Origin of the sequence: Micromonospora hortensis, from assembly GCF_022230935.1 — a bacterium.
GTDB classification, from domain to species: domain Bacteria; phylum Actinomycetota; class Actinomycetes; order Mycobacteriales; family Micromonosporaceae; genus Micromonospora; species Micromonospora hortensis.
Genome location: NZ_JAKKFE010000026.1, coordinates 327239 through 347622, shown reverse-complemented (window position 1 = coordinate 347622; position 20384 = coordinate 327239). Strand labels below are relative to the sequence as shown.

Here is a 20384-nt window from a genome sequence, read left to right as displayed (position 1 = left end):
TCGGTGGGATGGACGCGGAGCGTGCGGGGCCGGCGCGACGGCCGACCCCGCAGGAGGTGGCGGCGGCGGCCGGCCGGGGTCTGCCGGACATCATCGGACCCGGGCTGCGCGTGCTGTTCTGCGGCTACAACCCGGGCCTCTACTCGGCCGCCGTGGGGGAGCCGTTCGCCCGCCGGGGCAGCCGATTCTGGCCAGCCCTGCACGGAGCCGGGTTCACCGACCGCCAGCTGCACTCGTGGGAACGCGACGAGCTGCTGCGGCAGGGCCTGGGCATCACCAGCCTGAGTAACCGGGCCACCGCCCGCGCCGCCGAGCTGACCCCGGAGGAACTGGTGGCCGGTGTGACCGGGTTGGCGGTGAAGGCCGAGCGATACCGGCCGCGCTGGGTGGCGATCCTCGGGGTGACCGCGTACCGGATCGCCTTCGCCCGACCGCACGCGGGGCTGGGCCCGCGACCGGACCGGCTGGGGCCGGCCCGGGTCTGGGTGCTGCCGAACCCCAGCGGCCTGAACGCGCACTTCCCGCTGCCGGCGTTGACCGCCGAGTTCGCCAAGCTGCGGCGGGCCCTCGATCCCTAGCCGGCCGTGGCGACCAGCCCCTGGTAGTAGGGCTGCATCGCCGGGTGGTAGTCGTCGAACTCCGGGCGGGGCGAACCGTCCCGGGAGGCGACGAGCAGGTCCAGGTAGTACTCCCAGCCGGCGCCGACCTCGGCGATGCCCTCCACGCTGGTGAGGTGCTGGACGAACCGCAGCTCGGTGGTGCCGTCGGTCTCGGTCAGCGACAGCTCCAGCAGCCAGCTGCCGTAGTCGTCGACCATCGACACGGCGAGGCGCTGCTGCGGTTCGCACGCGTCGATGCGCATCTCGCACCAGGGCTGCTGCTCCTCGTACGCCATCTGGACCCGGATGGTCCGTCCGGGCCCGGCGTCGCCCTCCCACGGGCCGAACCAGCGGGCCGTACGCTCCGGCTCGGTCAGGCTGGCCCAGACGTCCGCCGCCGGAGCGCGGAAGGTCCGGGTGAGGACGAGATCGTGGCCGGTGTCGGTCTGAAACAGGCGTCCGGCGGGTGTGCGGGTCATGCCGTGTGCTCCCTTCGGTGCTCCGCCGGGCCGCGGCTGCGGCGCTCTCGGCGGGTGCGATAGACCTCGGTCTCCAACGCGTCGAGGTGCCGGCCCCACCTGTCGACTGTGGTGAGCCCGGTGAGCCAGTCGAGCAGCGGGGCGATCGGGCCCGGGTCGAGCCGGTAGATCCTCCGCCGTCCGACCAGCTCGTCACGGACCAACCCGCTGTCGCGCAGCACCCGCAGGTGGCGGCTGATGGCGGGTCGGCTGATCGTGAACCGCTTGGCGATCTCGCCGGCGGAGAGGGGTTCGGCGCGCAACATGGTCAGGATGTGCCGCCGTACCGGGTCCGCGATCGCGACGGCCACCTCATCCACCCCTGAAGCGTAACCCATAAGTTACGGGTTTTGCCGCTGTGGACCACCGCCACCCCGCACCGATGCGTCGATGGTGGGCACATGATCACCTGACCTGGCACCCTGTACGGCATGGCCGCCCTGCTTCGCTCCCGCCTGACCGACTGGACCTTCGCCGTACCCGTGCTCGCTGTCCTGGTGTTGATCGTGACCTGGGGGCGGAACCTGCCCGGCCCGATCATCGTGGTGGTCGCGGTGCTGCTGGGGGGTGCCGTGCTCGCGGCCGTGCACCACGCGGAGGTGGTCGCCCACCGGGTGGGGGAGCCGTACGGGTCTCTGGTGCTCGCCGTCGCGGTCACCGTGATCGAGGTCGCCCTCATCGTCACGCTGATGATCAGCGGGCCGGAGAAGACCCAGTCGCTCGCCCGGGACACCGTCTTCGCCGCCGTCATGATCACCTGTAACGGGATCCTCGGCCTGTCCCTGCTGCTCGGGGCGTTGCGCCGTCGCGTCGCGGTGTTCAACCCGGAGGGCACCGGCGGGGCTCTGGCCACCGTGATCACCCTGGCCACCCTGAGTCTGGTCATCCCGACCTTCACCACCGCCCGGCCCGGCCCGGAGTTCAGCCCGGCCCAGCTCGCCTTCGCCGCCGTCGCTTCGCTGGCGCTCTACGGGTTGTTCGTGCTCGTGCAGACCGGCCGACACCGTGACTACTTCCTGCCTGTCGACAGCCGGGGCCAGGTGATCGACGCGGAGGAGCACGCCAAGCCGCCCACCACCCGCGCGGCGCTGATGAGCCTGGGGCTGCTGCTGGTGGCGCTGGTCGCGGTGGTCGGCGACGCCAAGACCGTCTCGCCGACCATCGAGGCCGGTGTCGCCGCGGCGAACCTGCCGCACGCCTTCGTCGGCGTGATCATCGCCCTGTTGGTGCTGCTGCCGGAGACCCTGGCCGCCGCCCGCGCCGCCCGCCGCGACCGCGTGCAGATCAGCCTGAACCTCGCGCTCGGCTCGGCGATGGCCAGCATCGGCCTGACCATCCCGGCCATAGCGATCGCCTCGATCTGGCTGGACGGCCCGCTCCTGCTCGGCCTCGGCGGCACCCAGCTCGCCCTGCTCGCGCTGACCGCGGTGACCGCGGTGCTGACCGTCGTGCCGGGCCGGGCCAACGTGCTCCAGGGTGGCGTACACCTGGTGCTGATGGCCGCCTTCGTCTTCCTGGCCGCCAGCCCGTGACCCGCACGGGCCTGCGGCTCCGGCCCTGATCCGCACGGCCCCTGCGGATCAGCCGGCGGGCGGCGGGTCGCCCGCCAGGCGCTCCGCGCGGGCGTTTAGGTAGCGCTGCTGCGCCAGGTTCGTCGAGCGCGCCGCCGCCATCCGGTACGCCTCCCGCGCGGTGACCCGCTCACCCTCCAGCTCCCACAGGTGGGCGCGGGCGGCCGGCAGTCGCGGGTCGTCGGCGAGACGGGGGTCGTCGGCCAGGTCGGCGAGCAGCGCCAACCCGGCCGGCGCGCCCCGGCTCATGGCCACCGCCACCGCGTGGTTGAGCGCCACCACCGGGTTGTCGGACATCCCGAGGAGCACCTCGTACAGGGCCGTGATCTGTGCCCAGTCGGTGGCCGCCGCGCTGGGCGCCTCGTCGTGCACGGCCGCGATGGCCGCCTGGAGCTGGTACGCCCCGACCACGCCGCGCGGCAGGGCCCCGGTGATCAGCTCGACCCCCTCGGCGATCTGGTCGGCCCGCCACCGGGAGCGGTCCTGCTCGGCCATCGGCACCAGCTCGCCGTTCGGACCGATCCGCGCCGGCGCTCGGGCATCAGTGAGCAGCATCAACGCGAGCAGCCCGGTGACCTCGGGGTCCTCGGGCACCAGCCGGCGCACCAGACGGGTCAGTCTGATCGCCTCGGCGGTCAGGTCGGCGCGCAGCAAGCCGGGTCCGGCGGTGCGGGCGTACCCCTCCGTGAAGATCAGGTAGAGCACGTGCAGCACGGCGGCGAGCCGGTCAGCCCGCTCCGGGCCGGTGGGCAGCGCGAACCGTAGCCCACTGTCACGGATCCGCTGCTTACCCCGACTGATCCGCCGGGTCATCGTCGCCTCCGGCACCAGGAACGCACGCGCCACCTCGGCGGTGCTCAGCCCGCCCACCGCCCGCAGGGTGAGCGCGATCTGCGACGCCGCCGACAACGCCGGGTGGCAGCACAGGAACAACAGGATGAGCGTGTCGTCGGCGTCCGCCGACGGACGGTCGGCGGCGGGGGCACGCCACTGCTCCGGGAGCACCCACCGGGCCACCGTGTCCTCCCGCCGCATCCGGGCCTGCTCGCGACGCAGCAGGTCGGTCAGCCGACGGGACGCCACGGTGATCAGCCAGCCACGCGGATTCTCCGGTACGCCATCGCGCGGCCAACCCTCCGCCGCGGCGATCAGCGCCTCCTGCACCGCGTCCTCGGCCGTGTCGAAGTGCCCGTAGCGGCGGACCAGCGCGCCGAGGACCTGCGGCGCCAGCTCGCGCAGCAGGCCCTCGGCGGGAGTCTCCGGCACCGCGTCAGCCGGCCAGGTCCTCGACACCGTCGAGCACCGGCCGCACGTCCACGTACCCACCAGGGGCGTCCGGGTCGACCAGGCCGGCGGCGATCTCGGTGGCCCGGTCGAAGCTGGCGCACTCCACGATGGTGTAACCGGCGAGGACCTCCTGCGTCTCCGGGTACGGGCCGTCGGTGACCACTGGCGCTCCGTCACGCACCTGCACCCGACGGGCGTGCACCGGCTCGCTCAGGCCCCGGGCATCGACCAACTCGCCGGACTCGGCCAGCGCCTGGTGGAAGGTCTCCATGTGCTTGTGCATCGCCGCGATCTGCTCGGCCGACATCGCCGGCCGGTCGGAAGCCCGCCCCGACAACACGTCGTAGTCCTGCTGCGACCCGTAGAGCAAAATCATGTACTTCATGGTTCTTCCCCTCCTCCTGCGAGGACACCACCCCGGCGCCCCACAGGAAACGTCGAACCCCAACTCCCCACCCGGACACCCCACCCACGCCGGCTTGTCCCTCCACCCGAACCGGTGATCATGAAGTTAGCGTCACGACACGCCGAGTGGGATGACACCAACTTCATGATCACCGGGGACCAGGGGTGGTGGGCGCGGCCTAGGGTGGCCGGATGACGGTGGTGTGGGTGGTGGTGGGGATCTTCGTCGTCGTGGCTGGGGTGGCGTTTGGCGTTGTGGTGCGGCGGGGGCGCGTCGGTGAGGTCGGGGGCGACGACTCCCGGGCTGGGCGGGACGCTCGCGTGCGGCAGCACCGGTACGAGGCCGACCGGCACGGCGACCAAGGCGACACGTGGCATCGCGGTCGGGAGTCGGCTGGTTGAGCGACCCTACTGGCCATACGAGCGGCGCAGCCGGCCGTTGACCAGGTAGTTGAGGCGATGGCGTAGGTGGCCGAGAGTGCCCTCGCACGGCAGTTCCCCGTCGGTGGTGAGCGTCCAGCGCAGCGTGCAGTCCCTGCCGGGCAGCCCGGGAGTCAGGTCGAAGCGGATCCGGTCCAACGGTCGGCGTGGCCACAGCGACGACCACACGAGCAGCATCGGCGCGTAGCCCGCCACCACCCGGGGCAGTACCTCGTCGTCGCGCAACTCCAACCAGGGCCGGCTGCCGGCCTCGTACGGGTAGCGCAGTGACCGCCACACGACGTGCGCCGGCGCCGGTTGACGTCGGCTGCGACTGCCAAGCTCGTGCACCAGAGCCTCTCCTGTCCTGGGCGGCGACACCCGCCCCGGAGCATTGTGGCGGCCCCGCAGCGGCGCCCCGCGCCCGCCGTGCGACACCACCCAGCCAACCGGGCCCGCTGCGCCGCAGCCCATCCGCCCCGCAGCACCCGGTCCAGATCCGCCTCGATCGGCGCGCCCGGGTCCGGTGAACCGTCCGGCCGTGCCATACGTGAAACCGGTGACGGGCGTTTCGGTCCTCTCGTCGGGGTACTACCAGCCTGAGCACCGATGTCTGGGGAGGCACAGTGGGGGCACGGTTCGGTCGCGACGCGCGGGGCCCGCTGGCGGGTCTGCTGATCGCCGCCCTCGTCTCCCTCGCCTGCGCCGGCGGTGGACTGGCCGAGCCGGAGGCCGAGCGCCCCGGGGCGAACCCGTCGGCCGCATCACCGGGCCCGAGAACCACCCGGGCCGACAGCACCACCAGCGTCGCCGAGTTCGAGCAGGACGTCGCCGACGCGCAGGCGATCGCCGAGCGGTACTGGGCGGCCCAGTTCAAGGAATCCGGGCAGCGGTTCCGACCGATCCGGCGGATCATCCCGTACCAGCGCGACGGCGAGGTGTCCTGCGGCGGCCAGTCGTTGCCCCGCAACAACGCCGTCTACTGCTCGCAGGGCGACTTCATCGCGTACGACGTCGCCTGGTCGGTGGCGGCGTTCCGTCAGGTCGGCGACGCGTTCGTGTTCTACCTGCTCGGGCACGAGTACGCGCACGCCATCCAGGTGCGGCTCGGCATCAACTACAGCTTCACCATCCAGCAGGAGTTGCAGGCCGACTGCATGGCCGGGGCGTACCTCGGCGACTCGGTGCGCTCGGGGACCCTGACCCTCGCCGAGGGCGACCTGGACGAGTTCCGTGAGGGGGTGGCGGCGGTCGGCGACGACCCGGACCAGCCGTGGTTCGCGGAAGGGGCACACGGCACCGCCGAGCAGCGCACCGACATGTTCTTCCGGGGTTACGAGGGTTCCCTGAAGGAGTGCGACCTGGGCTGAACGGGGTTGCCCGGATCACCCTCGAGCCCGTTGCCGCCACCGGCCCCGGCGGCTGCTGGCAGGATCGCCGGTGTCGGTCACGACCCTGGAGGTTCCGCTGAGCAGCCATCACCCCGCCGCTGTGCTCTTCGACATGGACGGCACGCTGGTCGACAGCGAGAAGCTGTGGGACGTCGCGTTGCAGGAACTCGCGAAGGAGTACGGCGGGGAACTCTCCGTCGAGGCCCGCCAGTCGATCATCGGCACGGCCATGGCCGAGTCGATGCGCATCCTGCACGACGACCTGGGGCAGCCCGAACGGGATCCGGCGATCAGCGCGGCGTGGATCAACACCCGGATCCTGGAGCTGTTCCGCACCGGCCTGCCCTGGCGGCCGGGCGCGTTCGACCTGTTGCGTGCGGTCCGGGCGGCGGGAATCCCCACCGCGCTGGTCACGTCAAGCCCTCGGGCGTTGGTCGAGATCGCCCTGGACACCCTCGGTCGGGACAACTTCGACACGGTGGTCGCCGGCGACGAGGTGGTGGCGGCCAAGCCACACCCCGAGCCCTACCTGACCGCCGCCCGGCTGCTGGGTGTGCCGATCGCGCGCTGCGTGGCGATCGAGGACTCACCGACCGGGGTGGCCAGCGCGCTCGCGTCGGGCGCGGCGGTCCTGGCCGTACCGGCGGAGGTGGCGTTGCCGAGCACTGTCGGCGTACACCAGGTGGAAAGCCTGACCGGCGTGGACCTGGCGCTGCTCGCGGCGCTGCTGACCGATCGGGCAGCGGCGACCGGCTGACCCGCCCGGCGCGGGTCGGCGCCGCTCGGCTCCCGACCGGCCGGGGTCACCGGCGCTCGGCGAAGACCGCGGCGACCACCTGGTAGCTGTCGAACGCCCGTGCCGCCCCCGCGTACGCGGCCAGGTGGATGAACAGCTCGACGATCTCCTCCCGGCTCACCCCCGAGGTCAGCGCGATGCGCAGCTGCCCGCGCAGCGGTTCGTGGGTGCCGAGGGCGGCGGCGATCGCCACCGAGACCAGACACCGGCTGCGCAGGTCCAGGCCCTCCCGGGGCCAGGCCGCGCCGAAGGTCTGCACTGTGGCGAGACGACGGAAGTCGTGCCCCACCTCCGGCTCACCCTCGCCGAGCGGCAGAACCAACGGCTGCCCGAGCAGCCGCTCGGCGTTGTCGAGTGCCAGCTGGTACGCGTCCTGATCGGTCATGTCACCGGCCCCGGATCTCCGGCCGCCCGGCTCGCGGGCGGGCCGGCGCCCTGCCGGCAGCACCAGCCTGGCAGTCGCGCACGGGTGGCCGAGGGCGAATGGGACAGGCCGAGGCCCCCGGCGCGGCGACCGGGGGCCTCGGAAGTGCCGATCAGTCGTGGGCGATGGCACCCAGGACGTTGATCCGGGCCGCCCGGACGGCCGGGAGCACCGCGGCCACCACGCCGATGATGGCGGCGAGACCGAGGAAGACACCCATCTGCCCCCACGGCAGGATCAGGTCGGTGATGCCCTCGTCCTTGAGGGCCTCGACCACAGCGGCGCCGAGGCCGGTGCCCACCACCACGCCGAGCAGCGCGCCGAACACCGAGATCACCACCGCCTCCACGGTGATCATCCCCATGGTCTGGGACCGGCGCAGGCCGATGGCCCGCAGCAGACCCAACTCGCGGGTCCGCTCCAGCACCGACAGGGCAAGGGTGTTGATGATGCCCAGCACGGCGATCACGATTGCCAGCGCGAGCAGGATCTGGATCATCGTGAGCAGCCCGTCGAGCGAACTGGTCTGCTGCTTGATGAACGCGTCCCGGTCCGCCACCGACACCTCGGGGCTGTCCGCGAGCAACGCCTCCACCTGCGGCTGCACGTCGGACACGCGGGTGCCCGGGTCCAGCTGGATGAAGCCCTGGATGGGCTGCGGGATGGCGAAGTCCTTCGCCGCGGTCGCCGGCAGCGTCACCGGGTTGGTCAGCTGCGACGACTCGTAGATGCCGCTGATCGTGTAGGTGCGTGCCTCGCCCCGGGTCAGCTGCACGTTGACAGTGGAGCCCACCGACCAGCCACGGGACGTGGCAGTGTCCGAGCTGGCCAGCATCTGGGTCGGCCCGAGCCGGTCGATGTCACCGGCGGTCGGCTTCGCGCCGAAGATCTGCCGCAGCGACGCGATGTCGCTGCTCGCCGCCACCCAGGTGCTCTCGCCGTCGATCCGCCCCATGTCGCCGTACTCGCCGTCGACCAACCGCACACCGGGCAGGGCCTTTGCCTGGTCCAGCACACCCGGGTCGAAGGTCGGCGGACGCGGGCCGCCCTGCTGCCCGGCGATCACCAGCTCGGCCTTGATGGTGTCCTGGGCGAGCGCGCTGATGCTGCCCTTGGCCGAGTCGAGGATCACCGTGACGCCGGTGACCAGCGCGATGCCGACCATCAGCGCGGCGGCCGTGATCGCCGTGCGACGCGGGTTGCGCCCGGAGTTGAGCCGGCCCAGCTTGCCCGGCACCGACCAGGAGAAGATCGCGCCGAGCAGGCTCACCACCGGCCGGCTGATCAACGGGGTCAGCAGCGCCACCCCGATGAAGGCGAACAGCACGCCACCGAGGATGGTCGACAGCGTCTGACCGCCGGCGTTGCCGCTGAGCCCGAGGAACAGCAGCACCGCGCCGACGCCGGTGACCAGCGACCCGGCCACCGTGATCTTGGTCAACGGCCGGTCCGGGGTGGCCACGTCCTGCATGGCCGCGATCGGCGGGATCCGGGACGCCCGCAGCGCCGGCAGCAACGCCGCCACCACGGTGATCACCAGACCGACGGCGAACGAACCGATCACCGCGGCCGCCGGCACGCCGATCCCGGCCAAGGTGAGCCCACCGGCGAGCTTGCCGAACAGGAACGCCAGCAGCGCGCCCACCCCGATACCGGCGGCGAGGCCGAGCACCGACGCGATCAACCCCACCGCGATGGCCTCCAGCACCACCGAACCGATGATCTGCCGGCCGCTGGCCCCGATGGCGCGCATGAGCGCCAACTCCCGGGTCCGCTGCGCCACGATGATCGAGAAGGTGTTGAGGATCAGGAAGGTGCCCACCAGCAGTGCCACCGCGGCGAAGCCGAGCAGGATCTTGTTGAAGAAGGACAGGCCCTCCTTCAGGCTGGCCGAGGCGTCCGCGGCCACCTGCTCGCCGGTCTTCACCTCGAAGTCAGCGCCCAGGGTGCGGGCAACGTCGTCGCGCAGCTTCTCGTCCGAGACCCCGTCGGCGGCCTGCACGGTGATGCTGTTGAACACATCCGGCTCGCCCAGCATCAGCCGCTGCGCCACCGGAGTGGTGAAGAAGACCTCGTTGACCCCGCCGATCGAGTCCCGGTCACCGCTGTAACCGAAGACGCCGACCAGTGTGAAGTCCCGCTTCTTCGACTCGAACGCGGTGAGCACGCCAACCTTCTGGCCGACCTGCACCTTCGCGGCCGTGGCCAGCGCCTTGTTGATGACGATCTCGTCCTCGGCCTGCGGCGCGCGCCCCTCGCGCAGCTTCAGCAACTCGCTCTCGCCGGTCCAGTTCTCGCCCAACTGCGGCGGACCGAACGAGGTGACGACCTTGCCGTTGCTGCCGATCACCCGGGCGCCGTCGGCGTTGACCACACCGGTCGCCGAGGCCGCCCCCGGCACCTGCTTCACCCGGTCCACCAGCGCGGCCGGCAGCGGGGCGACCGTCTGCTCGCCCTCCATCTCGTTGACCTGCACCTTCGGCTTCGCCGCGACGTTCACGTCGATCTCGGAGAAACCGTCGGCGAAGACCGAGTCGAAGGAGCGACCCAGCGTGTCGGTGAGCACGAACGCGCCGGAGACGAACATCACCCCGAGCACCACCGCCAGGCCGGACAGGATCAGCCGGACCTTACGGGCCAGCAGACTCTTCAGCGTCGCGCGGAACATCAGTTGCCCACCTCGGCCGCGGTGTCCAGCTTCTTCATGGTGTCCAGCACCGTCTCGGCGGTCGGCTCGATCAACTCCGAGACGATCTCGCCGTCGGCGAGGAAGACCACCCGGTCGGCGTACGCGGCGGCCGTCGGGTCGTGGGTGACCATCACGATGGTCTGGCCGTGCTCCCGGACCGAGTTACGCAGGAAGTTGAGCACCTCCGCGCCGGAACGTGAGTCCAGGTTGCCGGTCGGCTCGTCCGCGAAGATCACCTCGGGGCGGGAGACCAGCGCCCGGGCGCACGCCACCCGCTGCTGCTGCCCACCGGAGAGCTGCGCCGGCCGGTGGTCCAGCCGATCCTTCAGACCCACCGTCTCGATCACCGTGTCGTACCAGGCCGGGTCCGGCTTGCGCCCGGCGATCGACAGCGGCAGCAGGATGTTCTCCTTGGCCGTCAGCGTCGGCAGCAGGTTGAACTGCTGGAAGATGAAACCCACCTTGTCGCGGCGCAGCTTCGTCAGCCCCGCGTCGCCCAGCCCCGTGACCGTCGTCTCACCGATCGACACCGTCCCCCGGGTCACCGAGTCCAGGCCGGCCAGGCAGTGCATCAGCGTCGACTTACCGGAACCCGACGGGCCCATGATCGCGGTGAAGCGGCCACGTTCGAACTCCGCGCTGACCCCCCGCAGCGCGATGACCTGAGCCTCGCCGCTGCCGTACACCTTCCACACGTCGTTCGCCCGGGCCGCGGCCTGCGCCTGCTGGCCTACCGTCGCGGTCACGTCATCTACCTCTTCCGTCTGTCCGAAAACGCACGCCGCCCCCCGATGGTCCGGCGCGACTGTTCAATCATCGGTGCTGACTACGCCCGCCCCGTCCGACCCTGGGGGGACCCGGCGCGGATTTCCCGCTGCGGGTGCACCCCCATGCCGCATCAGGGTTGCCCCTGAGTCGACGGCCGGTCGACCGTTTTTTCCCATGGCAGCGGGCGGCAGCATCGACACTTGCACCTGACGCCACAGGAGGGTCAACCGAACCAAGCCATCTCCGGTCACGGTAGGTGACGACGGCAACGGCAGCCGTCCCCCCACGGAGGGATCTTCGAGTACGCCGGGTGAGGTACCCGGGCCGGCGGAACTACGCCCGGGGGCGGACCAGCCCCGACTCGTACGCCAGCACCACCGCCTGCACCCGGTCGCGCAGCCGCAGCTTGGTCAGCACATGCCCGACGTGCGTCTTGATGGTGGTTTCGCTCACCGACAGGACCGTCGCGATCTCGGCGTTGGACAGCCCTCGGGCGACCTGCACGAGCACCTCGCGCTCCCGTTCGGTGAGCGCGTTGAGCGCCGCCGACGGCGTCGCCTCCGGGTCGGGCAGCAGTTCGGCGAAGCGGTCCAGCAGTCGCCGCAGAATCCGAGGTGACACCACCGCGTCCCCGCCGGCGACAGTGCGGATCGCCGCGATCAGATCCTCGGCCGGCACGTCCTTGGCCAGGAACCCGCTGGCGCCGGCCCGCAACGCGCCCACCACGTACTCGTCCAGGTCGAAGGTGGTGAGCACCAGCACCCGTACCGGTAGCCGGGCGTCGACGATGGCCCGGGTCGCCGCCACCCCGTCCATCCGGGGCATCCGGATGTCCATCAGCACGACGTCGGGCAGCAGCCGGCGGGACAGCTCCACCGCCTCCACGCCGTCACCGGCTTCCGCCACCACGTCCAGGTCGCTCTCGGCGCCCAGCACCATCCGGAACCCGGTCCGCAGCAGCGGCTGGTCGTCGGCGAGCAGGATCCGCACCGGCCGCGCCGAGGGCGCCTGATCGTTCATGTCGTCTCCCGTCCCGCCGACGTCGTGGCGCGCACCGGTCATCCTCGCGTACCGGAGCCGGTGCGTCGCGGATCACCGTAGAGGCCCGCCGGTCGCCGTGTCCCGACCGCTGCGGCACCGCTGCGGTCGGGTCCTCGGCGGCGGCGGCGTGCGGGAGGCGGTCCCCGGCGGGCTGCATCGCCGTGCCGGGCGTACGCGTCGCTCAGGAGGCCGTCACTCGTCGGCGCCCGGCGCCACCGCAGTGGCCCGGGAGTCGCGCAGCGGGTCGGCGTTCGCCGCGGCGACCGGGAACGGCGGCGGGGTGCCGCCGAAGCTGGGACAGAGCGCCTGGTGGCTGCACCAGTCGCAGAGCCGGCTCGGCCGCGGCCGGAAATCCTGCCGGGCGGTGGCCTGCTCGATGGCCCGCCACAGCGCCACCACTGTGCGCTCGAAGCGGACCAGCTCGTCGGCGTCCGGGGTGTAATCCAACACCTCGGCGTCGCGCAGGTAGAGCAGCCGCAGCACCCGGGGCACCACCCCCCGGGTGCGCCACAGCACCAGGGCGTAGAACTTCAGCTGGAACAGCGCCCGCGCCTCGAACGCCTCCCGTGGAGCGCCCCCGGTCTTGTAGTCGACCACCCGCAGCGCGCCGTCCGGAGCGACGTCGAGCCGGTCGAGGTAACCCCGGATCAGCAACTCCTCGTCGACGACCGCGGAGATCAGGCTCTCGCGTTCGGCCGGCTCCAGCCGGGTCGGATCCTCCACCGCGAAGTAACCCTGCAACAACCCGGCGGCGGAGCGGAGGAACTCCACCGGGCCGGCCGGCTCCGCGCCGTCGAAGATCCCCGCCAGCTCAGGCTGCTCGGTGACCAGGCGGTCCCACTGGGGGGCCACCAGGTCGCCGGCCGCCTCCGGTGTGCGGCCGGTGGCCGGCAGGTCGAACAGGCGCTCCAGCACCGCGTGCACCAATGTGCCCCGGGCCTGCTCGATGGTGGTGCGCTCGGGCAGCCGGTCGATGCTGCGGAACCGGTAGAGCAGCGGGCAGGTCTTGAAATCCGCCGCCCGCGACGGGGACAGCGAGGCCCGCACCGTCGGCGGCGCCTGCGCCGCGGGGGAGGGCTGGGAGGTGGTGACCGATTCCGCCGTCATGTCGGCAAAGGTTAGGGCACCGGTGTGACACCGACCGCCGCCCGCCCCACACAGCGACGGTCCGTAGCATCGTGGCGATGGAGCAGACAACCAGGCCGCCGCGCCGACCGGACCGACGCCTCGGCCTGAACGTCGGCAAGGTGTTCGGGGTGCCGCTGTACCTCAACGGCTCCATGGTCCTGCTCGCGGTGCTCATCGCGGTGCTGTACGGCGAATTCGCCCGCCGACAACTGGACCTGCCGCAGCTCAGCGGCTACCTGATCGGCTTCGGGTTCGTCGTGTCGCTGCTCGGCTCGGTGCTGCTGCACGAGCTGGGCCACGCCCTCACCGCCCGGCGGTACGGCATCGGTGTGCGCGGGATCACCCTGGAGCTGCTCGGCGGTTACACCGAGATGGACCGGGACGCCCCGTCGCCCCGCGTCGACCTGCTGGTCTCGCTGGCCGGCCCGGCGGTCTCCGCTGTGCTCGGCGTCCTGGCGGTCGCCGCCACGCTCGCCCTGCCCGAGGGGACCGTGGCGCACCAGCTCGCCTTCCAGCTCGCGGTCAGCAACGTCATCGTTGCCCTGTTCAACAGCCTGCCCGGGCTGCCGCTCGACGGCGGCCGGGCGCTGCGCGCCGCCGTGTGGGGGCTGACCCGTGACCGGCACCTCGGCACCGAGGTCGCCGGGTGGGCCGGGCGGGCCGTCGCCGTCGGCACCGCGGCCCTGGTCCTGCTGCTCACCGTCGAGCGGCGGCTGGCGCCACTGGCGCTGCCGCTGATGCTGCTGGTCGCCGTCACCCTCTGGCGGGGCGCCGGGCAGTCGATCCGGGCCGCCCGGGTCAGCCGCCGGTTCCCGCTGATCGACCTCACCCGGCTGGCCCGTCCGGTCTGGCCGGTGGCGACCGGTACGCCGCTGGCCGAGGCTCAGCGCCGACGCGCCGAGAGCGGGCAGCCCGCCGCCGCGCTGGTGGTCACCGACTCCACCGGTCGACCGGTGGCGCTGGTCGACCCGGCCGCCGCCGACGCGGTGCCCGTCGAGCGCCGACCGTGGCTGGCGGTGGACGCCGTCGCCCGGTCGTTGGGCACCCTTCCCACGTTGTCGGTCGGGTGGGACGGCGAGCGGGTGATGGAGGCCGTACAGACCTACCCGGGCGCACAGTACGTGGTGACGTCAGGCGAAGATGTCGTCGGCATTCTGCACATCGCGGACCTGGCACAGCTCCTCGAACCCAACCGGAAGATGACACCGTGACCGCAACTCCCTCCACCGTCGCCGCCGACCCCGCCAACCCGGCGCTGACACCCGTGCACCGCGGGCCGTTCCGGCCCGGCGACCGGGTCCAGCTGACCGACCCCAAGGGGCGGATGCACACAGTGACGCTGGAGCCCGGCAAGGAGTTCCACACCCACCGCGGCATCCTGGCGCACGACACGCTGATCGGGCTCCCCGACGGCAGCGTGGTGACCACCTCCGGCGGCGGCACCGCGTTCCTGGCCCTGCGGCCGCTCCTGTCGGACTACGTGCTGTCCATGCCGCGCGGCGCCCAGGTGATCTACCCGAAGGACTCGGCGCAGATCGTGGCGATGGGCGACATCTTCCCCGGCGCGAAGGTCCTCGAGGCCGGCGCCGGCTCCGGCGCGCTGAGCTGCTCCCTTTTGCGCGCCGTCGGCACCGAGGGCGAGCTGCACTCGTTCGAACTGCGCGACGACTTCGCCCAGATCGCCAAGCGCAACGTCGAGGCGTTCTTCAACGGGCCGCACCCCTCGTGGAACCTGCACGTCGGCGACGTCGCGCAGTGCCAGGAAACCGGCTTCGACCGGATCATCCTGGACATGCTGACCCCGTGGGAGACCCTCGACATGGTCGAACGGGCGCTGGTGCCGGGTGGGGTGTTCATCGGCTACGTCGCCACCACACCGCAGCTCTCCGAGCTGGTGGAGGCGCTGCGCGAGCGCGGCGGCTGGACCGAGCCGCGGGCCTGGGAGTCCCTGGTGCGCGACTGGCACGCCGAGGGCCTCGCCGTGCGTCCGGACCACCGGATGATCGCGCACACCGCCTTCCTGGTGTCCGCCCGCAAGCTGGCCCCGGGGGTCACCGCGCCGCCGCGCCGACGCAAGCCCAGCAAGGGCACCGAGGCGTACGCGCAGCGCCGCCAGGACCTGCGCGAGGCGGAGGCGGCCCGACAGGCCGCCGCCGCGCAGGCGGCAGGCGCGCAACCCAACGGTGCGGGGGAGATGGACAGGCCGTGACCATCGAGCTGGGTGTCGGCAGCGCCGAGCACGGGGAGACGCTGGCATGAGCCGACCGGGCTACGGCGGTGGAGACCTCCCCGCGGTCTTTCCCGACTGGTCGCCCTATCAGGACCTGGAGTCGGCGGCGCGGGCCTACCTGCGCGACCCGGACGTCGCCCTGGAGGCGCTCGGCGGCGTGCTGCGCGGCGCGTCGGTGCTCGGCTTCACCCTGGAACGCTTCGTCAACGAGGTCAACGGGGTGTGGCAGGAGGTAGTGGTCTGCGACGGCAGCCGGCTCATCCTCTGGCACGGCGAGGACGTGCCGCCGGAGGAGGGCCCGCCGGGCTCGATGACCTCGTCGCTGCGGGTGGTACCGGTCTCCACCGTCACCGAGGTCGGCTGCCGGCGGCGACTCAACCGTGCCGAGAGCGGCGAGATCCGGGTCGACAGCATCGACGTCTACCTGCTGCTCACCTCGTTGGACGAGGCGCCGCCGAGCGAGGAGATGGCCGGCACACCCCGGCACGACGCGTTGCGCTTCGGCAAGACCCTCGACGACGGCGGGGCCGGGCAGATCGCCCGGTTGGAGGAGTTCGCGCGGTTGGTCGCCTCGGTGGTCGGCCGTCCGATGCTCTGAGGCGTACCCCGTTTGGTGCCGGCCGGGCCTTCGCGGCCCGGCCGGTGGGTCAGTCTTCCTCGGCGTCCGGGCCGGCGACCTCGACGCCGTCGCCACGCACCACGTGGATGCAGTCGCCCGGGCACTCCTTCGCGGAGTCGATCACCTCGAGCCGCAGGTGCGCGGGGACGTCGACCCGGCTGCCCGGTGCCATCTTCAGCTCACCGTCGACGCCCTTGACGTAGGCCAGGCCGTCGATGTCGAACTCGAACACCTCTGGCGCGTACTGCACGCAGAGCCCGTCGCCCGTGCAGAGGTCCTGGTCGACCCAGACCTGCAATTCGTCGGTCGCGACCTCGGCCACCTGTGCACCCCCCATGTTCTCCCGTGCCACGCTCCGACGGTACCCGAACGCCGGTAACGGCCCGTCAGGCCACCCTTGGCGATCAAGGTTCGGTGACGAGGGTGTTGCGTGGGACCGAATCGGCCTCATAGCGGCTAGTGTTAGGGCAGAACGTTCAAGCCCCCCGGGGAGGTGGGACGTGGCAGCACGTAGCGACGACGCGGACTCGCGCGCCGCACGGTGGGAGAAGGAAGCCCACGATCTCTCCACGCAGGTCGCGTTCCTGCAAGAGGAACTCGCCCTGGTGCGGCGTAAGTTGACCGAAAGCCCCCGACACGTCCGGCAGCTCGAAGAGCGGCTGGCGGCCACCCAGGCACAGTTGGCGCGGCTGACCGAGAACAACGACCGGCTGGTGAGCACCCTCAAGGAAGCTCGCACGCAGATCGTGACGCTCAAAGAGGAGATCGACCGGCTCGCGCAACCGCCGAGCGGTTACGGAGTCTTCCTGGCCAAGCACGAGGACGGCACGGTGGACGTCTTCACCGGTGGCCGCAAACTGCGGGTCGCGGTCTCACCCTCGCTCGATGTGGGTGACCTGCGGCGTGGCCAGGAGGTCCTGCTCAACGACGCGCTCAACATCGTCGACGCGTTCGGTTACGAGCGGGTTGGCGAAGTGGTGATGCTCAAGGAGATCCTGGAGGGACCGAACGGCGGGCCGGGCGACCGGGCGCTGGTGGTCTCCCACTCCGACGAGGAGCGCATCGTGCACCTCGCCGAGACGCTCATCGGCTCGGCGATCCGGGCCGGCGACTCGCTCATGATCGAGCCCCGTTCGGCGTACGCGTACGAGCGGATCCCGAAGAGCGAAGTCGAGGAGCTGGTCCTGGAGGAGGTGCCCGACGTCGACTACGGCGACATCGGTGGCCTCCAGTCGCAGATCGAGCAGATCCGCGACGCGGTGGAGTTGCCGTTCCTGCACGCGGACCTGTTCCGTGAGCACCAGCTCCGCCCGCCCAAGGGCATCCTGCTCTACGGCCCACCGGGCTGTGGCAAGACGCTCATCGCCAAGGCGGTGGCCAACTCGCTGGCCAAGAAGATCGCCGAGCGGCAGGGCAAGGAGAAGCACACCAGCTTCTTCCTCAACATCAAGGGCCCGGAGCTGCTCAACAAGTACGTCGGTGAGACCGAGCGGCACATCCGGCTGATCTTCCAGCGCGCCCGGGAGAAGGCCGGCGAGGGCACGCCGGTGATCGTGTTCTTCGACGAGATGGACTCGATCTTCCGGACCCGCGGCTCCGGTGTCTCCTCCGACGTGGAGAACACGATCGTCCCGCAGCTGCTCAGCGAGATCGACGGCGTGGAGGGGCTGGAGAACGTCATCGTCATCGGCGCCTCCAACCGGGAAGACATGATCGACCCGGCGATCCTGCGCCCCGGTCGCCTCGACGTGAAGATCAAGATCGAGCGACCGGACGCCGAGGCGGCCAAGGACATCTTCTCCAAGTACATCCTCTCCGGGCTGCCCCTGCACCCGGACGACCTGGCCGAACACGGCACCGATCCCCAGGCCACCGTCGCGGCGATGATCGACGCCGTGGTGCTGCGGATGTACTCGGAAACCGAGGAGAACCGATTCCTCGAGGTCACCTATGCCAACGGTGACAAGGAAGTCCTCTACTTCAAGGACTTCAACTCCGGCGCGATGATCCAGAACATCGTCGACCGGAGCAAGAAGATGGCCATCAAGGAGTTCCTCACCTCGGGTCGCAAGGGGCTGCGCCTGCAGCACCTGCTCGACGCCTGCGTCGACGAGTTCCGCGAGAACGAAGACCTCCCCAACACCACCAACCCCGACGACTGGGCGCGCATCTCCGGCAAGAAGGGTGAGCGGATCGTCTACATCCGCACGCTCGTCTCCGGCGGCAAGGGCGCCGAGGCCGGCCGGTCCATCGAGACCGCCAGCAACACCGGCCAGTACCTCTGACCCCAACAGCGAGGGTGCCCACCATCCGGTGGGCACCCTCGCTGCGGGTATGCCAGGGCGTCGGTCAGGCGGCGAAGATCCACCGCTTCGACACCACGTAGTTCGCCGCAGACAGCGACGCCGTCACCAGTAGCTTCGCCAGCAGGTACGGCGTGCCCGCCCAGGTCAACGCGGATACCAGCACCACGTTGGCGGTCAGGTTGGCGAGGACCAGCGCGAAGTAGCGCCCCACCTGCGGCACCATCTGGGCGGACGAGCCGAACGACCACGCCCGGTTCAGCCCGAAATTGACCCAGAACGAGGTCAGGAACGACATGCCGGCGGCAACCGGCAGGACAATCCGGAGAACTCCGTGGTACACGAAGAGTGATCCCGTGTCCACGGCAACGCTCAGACCCCCGACGACCAGGAACCGCACAGCGCTGTGTCGGGACAGGTGGCGGACGGAATCGGCAACAGGTGACAGCAAAGAGTTCTCCAAGGGGGGACCCGGAGCGGTGAGGACGACGAGGGAGTCTATCGTCTGTCCATCCACCCAGCGGGGCCTGCCCGCGCGAGCCGCGAGGTTGACGTGCCTGATCCCGGAAGAGTGACGCCGCCGGCCACCGGCGGAAGCCCGGCGGCCACCATGAACACAGGCCGACGACACTGGGCCCTCGCCTTCGCCGCGTTCTTCCTGATCATCTTCGCCTGGTCGATGGCCACCCCCTACGACGGCACCCCGGACGAGCGGGAGCACATCGTCCGAGCGGCCGGCGTCGCCGCCGGGCAGATCGCGCCCCCGCCCGCCGACGCGAAGAAGGGCACGGGCGCCTTCCAGACCGTTCCCGGCGGTCTCGTCCGCGAGCAGTGCTGGCAGTTCAAGAAGGAAGTCTCGGCGGCCTGCGCCCAGCCCCCCGGCAGCGACGACACACCGACCCGCGCCGGCACCGGGGCCGGTCGTTACTTCCCCGCCTACTACGCCCTCGTCGGCGCACCCACAGTGCTCTGGCCCGGCTGGTCCGGCGTCCTGCTCGCCCGCATGATCAGCGCCCTGTGCTGTGCTGCGCTGCTCGCCTGCGCGTACGTCGTGATCCGCAACCGATCCCGCCGCGGCCTCATGATGGGCGCCCTGCTCGTCGTCACCACCCCGATGGCCGTGCACATGGCCAGCGCGGTCAACCCGAACGGCCTGGAGATCGCCGCGGGCATCGCCTTCTTCAGCGCGGTCATCCCCCTGCTGCTCGGCCCACCCGGTCCACGGCGCGGTCTCATCGTCCTCGTCGGGATCAGCGCGCTGCTCCTCGCGGTGCTGCGCCAGACCGGCCCGCTCTGGCTGGCGACAGCCTTCATCGCGTTCGCCTTCCCGCTGCGCCGCAGCAACCTCCTCGGCCTTCTGCGGGACCGGGCCGCGCAGCTCTGGGCCGGTGGCATCGTGCTGTCCATCCTCGCCGTGCTCGCCTGGTCCGTCCGCCAACAGACCTCCGACCTCGGCAACTACTCCGCCGACCGGCTCACCTACGGGCAGGCGGCCCTGCGCGAGGCCGACCGGTGGCGGGGCTACCTCGACCAGATCGTCGGGGTCACCTCCTGGCTGGACACCCGGATGCCAGCCCCGCCGTACGTGATCTGGCAGCTCGTCGCCGGGGCGCTGCTGCTCATCGGGGTCGTCTGGGGCAGCAGGCTCGACCGGTGGCGCCTGCTCGTGCTGCTCGGCGGCGGCGTGGCCGTCCCCTCCCTCATGCAGATCGCCCTGGTCAACGAGAGCGGCTTCGTCACCCAGGGCCGGTACATGCTGCCCATGTTGGTCGGCGTCCTGCTCTACGCCGCGTGGGTCGCCGAACAACGCGGCTTCGAGGTCGCCCGGGCCCGCTCGTTCACCCGACTCGCCGTGCTGCTCCTTCTGCCGATCCAGCTGTTCTGCCTGGCGTACACGATGGTCCGCTGGCAGAACGGCCTGCCCGCCAACATCGGGCTGAGCAGCCTCAATCCCCTCGCCGGCGACTGGCACCCGGTGGTCGGCTCGGTGATCCCGCTGCTGAGCGCCAGCCTCGGCCTGGTGCTGTTCGGGTGGCTCGTCTGGACCACCCGCTCCGCCGCGACCGACGACCCGACGCCGCCCGCTGAGCATTCCGACACCGAATCCACCGAACTGTTCCGGCCCGCCGGCACTCACCTGCAGAGTGCAGGTGCTCAGGGCGGACTACGCTCGACCTGACGGGGGACCGGGTCGG

General features: G+C 71.3%; 22 protein-coding genes. 10 read left to right on the top strand and 12 right to left on the bottom strand.

The window, feature by feature from the left end; translation table 11 throughout:
- Positions 1–8 precede the first annotated feature (8 nt).
- Positions 9–578, top strand: coding sequence for a G/U mismatch-specific DNA glycosylase (mug, locus tag NIE111_RS20055; protein WP_238685830.1), 570 nt, complete (start codon positions 9–11; stop codon positions 576–578).
- On the opposite strand, the gene NIE111_RS20050 is transcribed toward mug, so the two are convergent.
- Together NIE111_RS20050 and NIE111_RS20045 are read right to left on the bottom strand one after the other, a co-directional pair.
- The gene (locus NIE111_RS20050; RefSeq protein WP_238685829.1) at positions 575–1078 is read right to left on the bottom strand and encodes an SRPBCC family protein; all 504 of its coding nucleotides are present in this window, start codon (positions 1076–1078) and stop codon (positions 575–577) included. The two genes, mug and NIE111_RS20050, sit on opposite strands and share 4 nt — an antisense overlap.
- Positions 1075–1437, bottom strand: coding sequence for an ArsR/SmtB family transcription factor (locus tag NIE111_RS20045; RefSeq protein ID WP_238685828.1), 363 nt, complete (start codon positions 1435–1437; stop codon positions 1075–1077). The genes NIE111_RS20050 and NIE111_RS20045 overlap by 4 nt, the downstream gene beginning before the upstream one ends.
- 111 nt (positions 1438–1548) lie before the next feature.
- Here NIE111_RS20045 and NIE111_RS20040 point away from each other — a divergent pair, with 111 nt between their 5' ends.
- Entirely contained in the window at positions 1549–2649 is a 1101-nt protein-coding gene (locus NIE111_RS20040; RefSeq protein WP_238685827.1) for a calcium:cation antiporter, read from the top strand.
- Positions 2650–2697: 48 nt separating this feature from the next.
- Here the strand turns inward: NIE111_RS20040 and NIE111_RS20035 are convergent, their stop codons facing one another.
- Together NIE111_RS20035 and NIE111_RS20030 are read right to left on the bottom strand one after the other, a co-directional pair.
- Positions 2698–3954: an RNA polymerase sigma factor gene (locus NIE111_RS20035; protein WP_372488384.1), complete on the bottom strand. Its 1257-nt coding sequence runs from the start codon at positions 3952–3954 to the stop codon at positions 2698–2700.
- A 4-nt stretch (positions 3955–3958) separates the two neighbouring features.
- Positions 3959–4360 carry a YciI family protein gene (locus NIE111_RS20030; protein WP_238685825.1) on the bottom strand — a complete coding sequence of 134 codons (402 nt, stop codon included), beginning with the start codon at positions 4358–4360 and terminating at the stop codon, positions 3959–3961.
- A gap of 212 nt (positions 4361–4572) precedes the next feature.
- On the opposite strand from NIE111_RS20030, the gene NIE111_RS20025 reads away from it, so the two are divergent.
- Positions 4573–4782 carry a hypothetical protein gene (locus tag NIE111_RS20025; RefSeq protein ID WP_238685824.1) on the top strand — a complete coding sequence of 70 codons (210 nt, stop codon included), beginning with the start codon at positions 4573–4575 and terminating at the stop codon, positions 4780–4782.
- A 6-nt stretch (positions 4783–4788) separates the two neighbouring features.
- Here the strand turns inward: NIE111_RS20025 and NIE111_RS20020 are convergent, their stop codons facing one another.
- A complete protein-coding gene (locus tag NIE111_RS20020) occupies positions 4789–5151 on the bottom strand; it encodes a hypothetical protein (protein WP_238685823.1) in 363 nt (120 codons plus the stop codon).
- A gap of 275 nt (positions 5152–5426) precedes the next feature.
- Between NIE111_RS20020 and NIE111_RS20015 the strand changes: the two genes are divergently transcribed.
- Positions 5427–6170, top strand: coding sequence for a neutral zinc metallopeptidase (locus tag NIE111_RS20015; RefSeq protein WP_238685822.1), 744 nt, complete (start codon positions 5427–5429; stop codon positions 6168–6170).
- Between the two features lie 121 nt (positions 6171–6291).
- The gene (locus NIE111_RS20010) at positions 6292–6948 is read left to right on the top strand and encodes an HAD family hydrolase (RefSeq protein WP_238685981.1); all 657 of its coding nucleotides are present in this window, start codon (positions 6292–6294) and stop codon (positions 6946–6948) included.
- Between the two features lie 46 nt (positions 6949–6994).
- Here NIE111_RS20010 and NIE111_RS20005 read toward each other — a convergent pair whose 3' ends face one another.
- The 5 genes from NIE111_RS20005 to NIE111_RS19985 all read right to left on the bottom strand — a co-directional run bounded on the left by NIE111_RS20005 (position 6995) and on the right by NIE111_RS19985 (position 13016).
- Positions 6995–7372, bottom strand: a complete 378-nt coding sequence (locus tag NIE111_RS20005; protein ID WP_210781704.1) for a carboxymuconolactone decarboxylase family protein — start codon at positions 7370–7372, stop codon at positions 6995–6997.
- A gap of 151 nt (positions 7373–7523) precedes the next feature.
- Positions 7524–10079 carry an ABC transporter permease gene (locus NIE111_RS20000; protein ID WP_238685821.1) on the bottom strand — a complete coding sequence of 852 codons (2556 nt, stop codon included), beginning with the start codon at positions 10077–10079 and terminating at the stop codon, positions 7524–7526.
- Positions 10079–10846 (bottom strand): ABC transporter ATP-binding protein, encoded by a 768-nt coding sequence (locus tag NIE111_RS19995; protein ID WP_210781706.1) that lies wholly within the window; start codon positions 10844–10846, stop codon positions 10079–10081. Before NIE111_RS19995 ends, NIE111_RS20000 begins: the two co-directional genes overlap by 1 nt.
- Positions 10847–11201: 355 nt before the next feature.
- On the bottom strand, positions 11202–11888 hold the full coding sequence (locus tag NIE111_RS19990) for a response regulator (RefSeq protein ID WP_238685820.1): 687 nt from the start codon (positions 11886–11888) through the stop codon (positions 11202–11204).
- Positions 11889–12101: 213 nt separating this feature from the next.
- Positions 12102–13016, bottom strand: coding sequence for a RecB family exonuclease (locus tag NIE111_RS19985; RefSeq protein WP_238685819.1), 915 nt, complete (start codon positions 13014–13016; stop codon positions 12102–12104).
- 140 nt (positions 13017–13156) lie between these two features.
- On the opposite strand from NIE111_RS19985, the gene NIE111_RS19980 reads away from it, so the two are divergent.
- Genes NIE111_RS19980 through NIE111_RS19970 form a run of 3 tightly spaced genes read left to right on the top strand, consistent with a single transcriptional unit; the run spans position 13157 to position 15865 of the window.
- On the top strand, positions 13157–14248 hold the full coding sequence (locus NIE111_RS19980; RefSeq protein ID WP_372488383.1) for a site-2 protease family protein: 1092 nt from the start codon (positions 13157–13159) through the stop codon (positions 14246–14248).
- Entirely contained in the window at positions 14245–15246 is a 1002-nt protein-coding gene (locus NIE111_RS19975) for a tRNA (adenine-N1)-methyltransferase (RefSeq protein ID WP_372488374.1), read from the top strand. Before NIE111_RS19980 ends, NIE111_RS19975 begins: the two co-directional genes overlap by 4 nt.
- Positions 15247–15292: 46 nt before the next feature.
- Positions 15293–15865 carry a hypothetical protein gene (locus NIE111_RS19970; protein ID WP_091408625.1) on the top strand — a complete coding sequence of 191 codons (573 nt, stop codon included), beginning with the start codon at positions 15293–15295 and terminating at the stop codon, positions 15863–15865.
- Between the two features lie 49 nt (positions 15866–15914).
- Here the strand turns inward: NIE111_RS19970 and NIE111_RS19965 are convergent, their stop codons facing one another.
- A complete protein-coding gene (locus NIE111_RS19965; RefSeq protein ID WP_238685979.1) occupies positions 15915–16208 on the bottom strand; it encodes a ferredoxin in 294 nt (97 codons plus the stop codon).
- A 178-nt stretch (positions 16209–16386) separates the two neighbouring features.
- Here NIE111_RS19965 and arc point away from each other — a divergent pair, with 178 nt between their 5' ends.
- The gene (gene arc / locus NIE111_RS19960) at positions 16387–18171 is read left to right on the top strand and encodes a proteasome ATPase (RefSeq protein ID WP_030332887.1); all 1785 of its coding nucleotides are present in this window, start codon (positions 16387–16389) and stop codon (positions 18169–18171) included.
- A 64-nt stretch (positions 18172–18235) separates the two neighbouring features.
- Here arc and NIE111_RS19955 read toward each other — a convergent pair whose 3' ends face one another.
- A complete protein-coding gene (locus tag NIE111_RS19955) occupies positions 18236–18589 on the bottom strand; it encodes a GtrA family protein (protein ID WP_266305161.1) in 354 nt (117 codons plus the stop codon).
- A gap of 210 nt (positions 18590–18799) precedes the next feature.
- Here NIE111_RS19955 and NIE111_RS19950 point away from each other — a divergent pair, with 210 nt between their 5' ends.
- Positions 18800–20368 carry a DUF2142 domain-containing protein gene (locus NIE111_RS19950; RefSeq protein WP_238685817.1) on the top strand — a complete coding sequence of 523 codons (1569 nt, stop codon included), beginning with the start codon at positions 18800–18802 and terminating at the stop codon, positions 20366–20368.
- Positions 20369–20384: the final 16 nt, after the last annotated feature.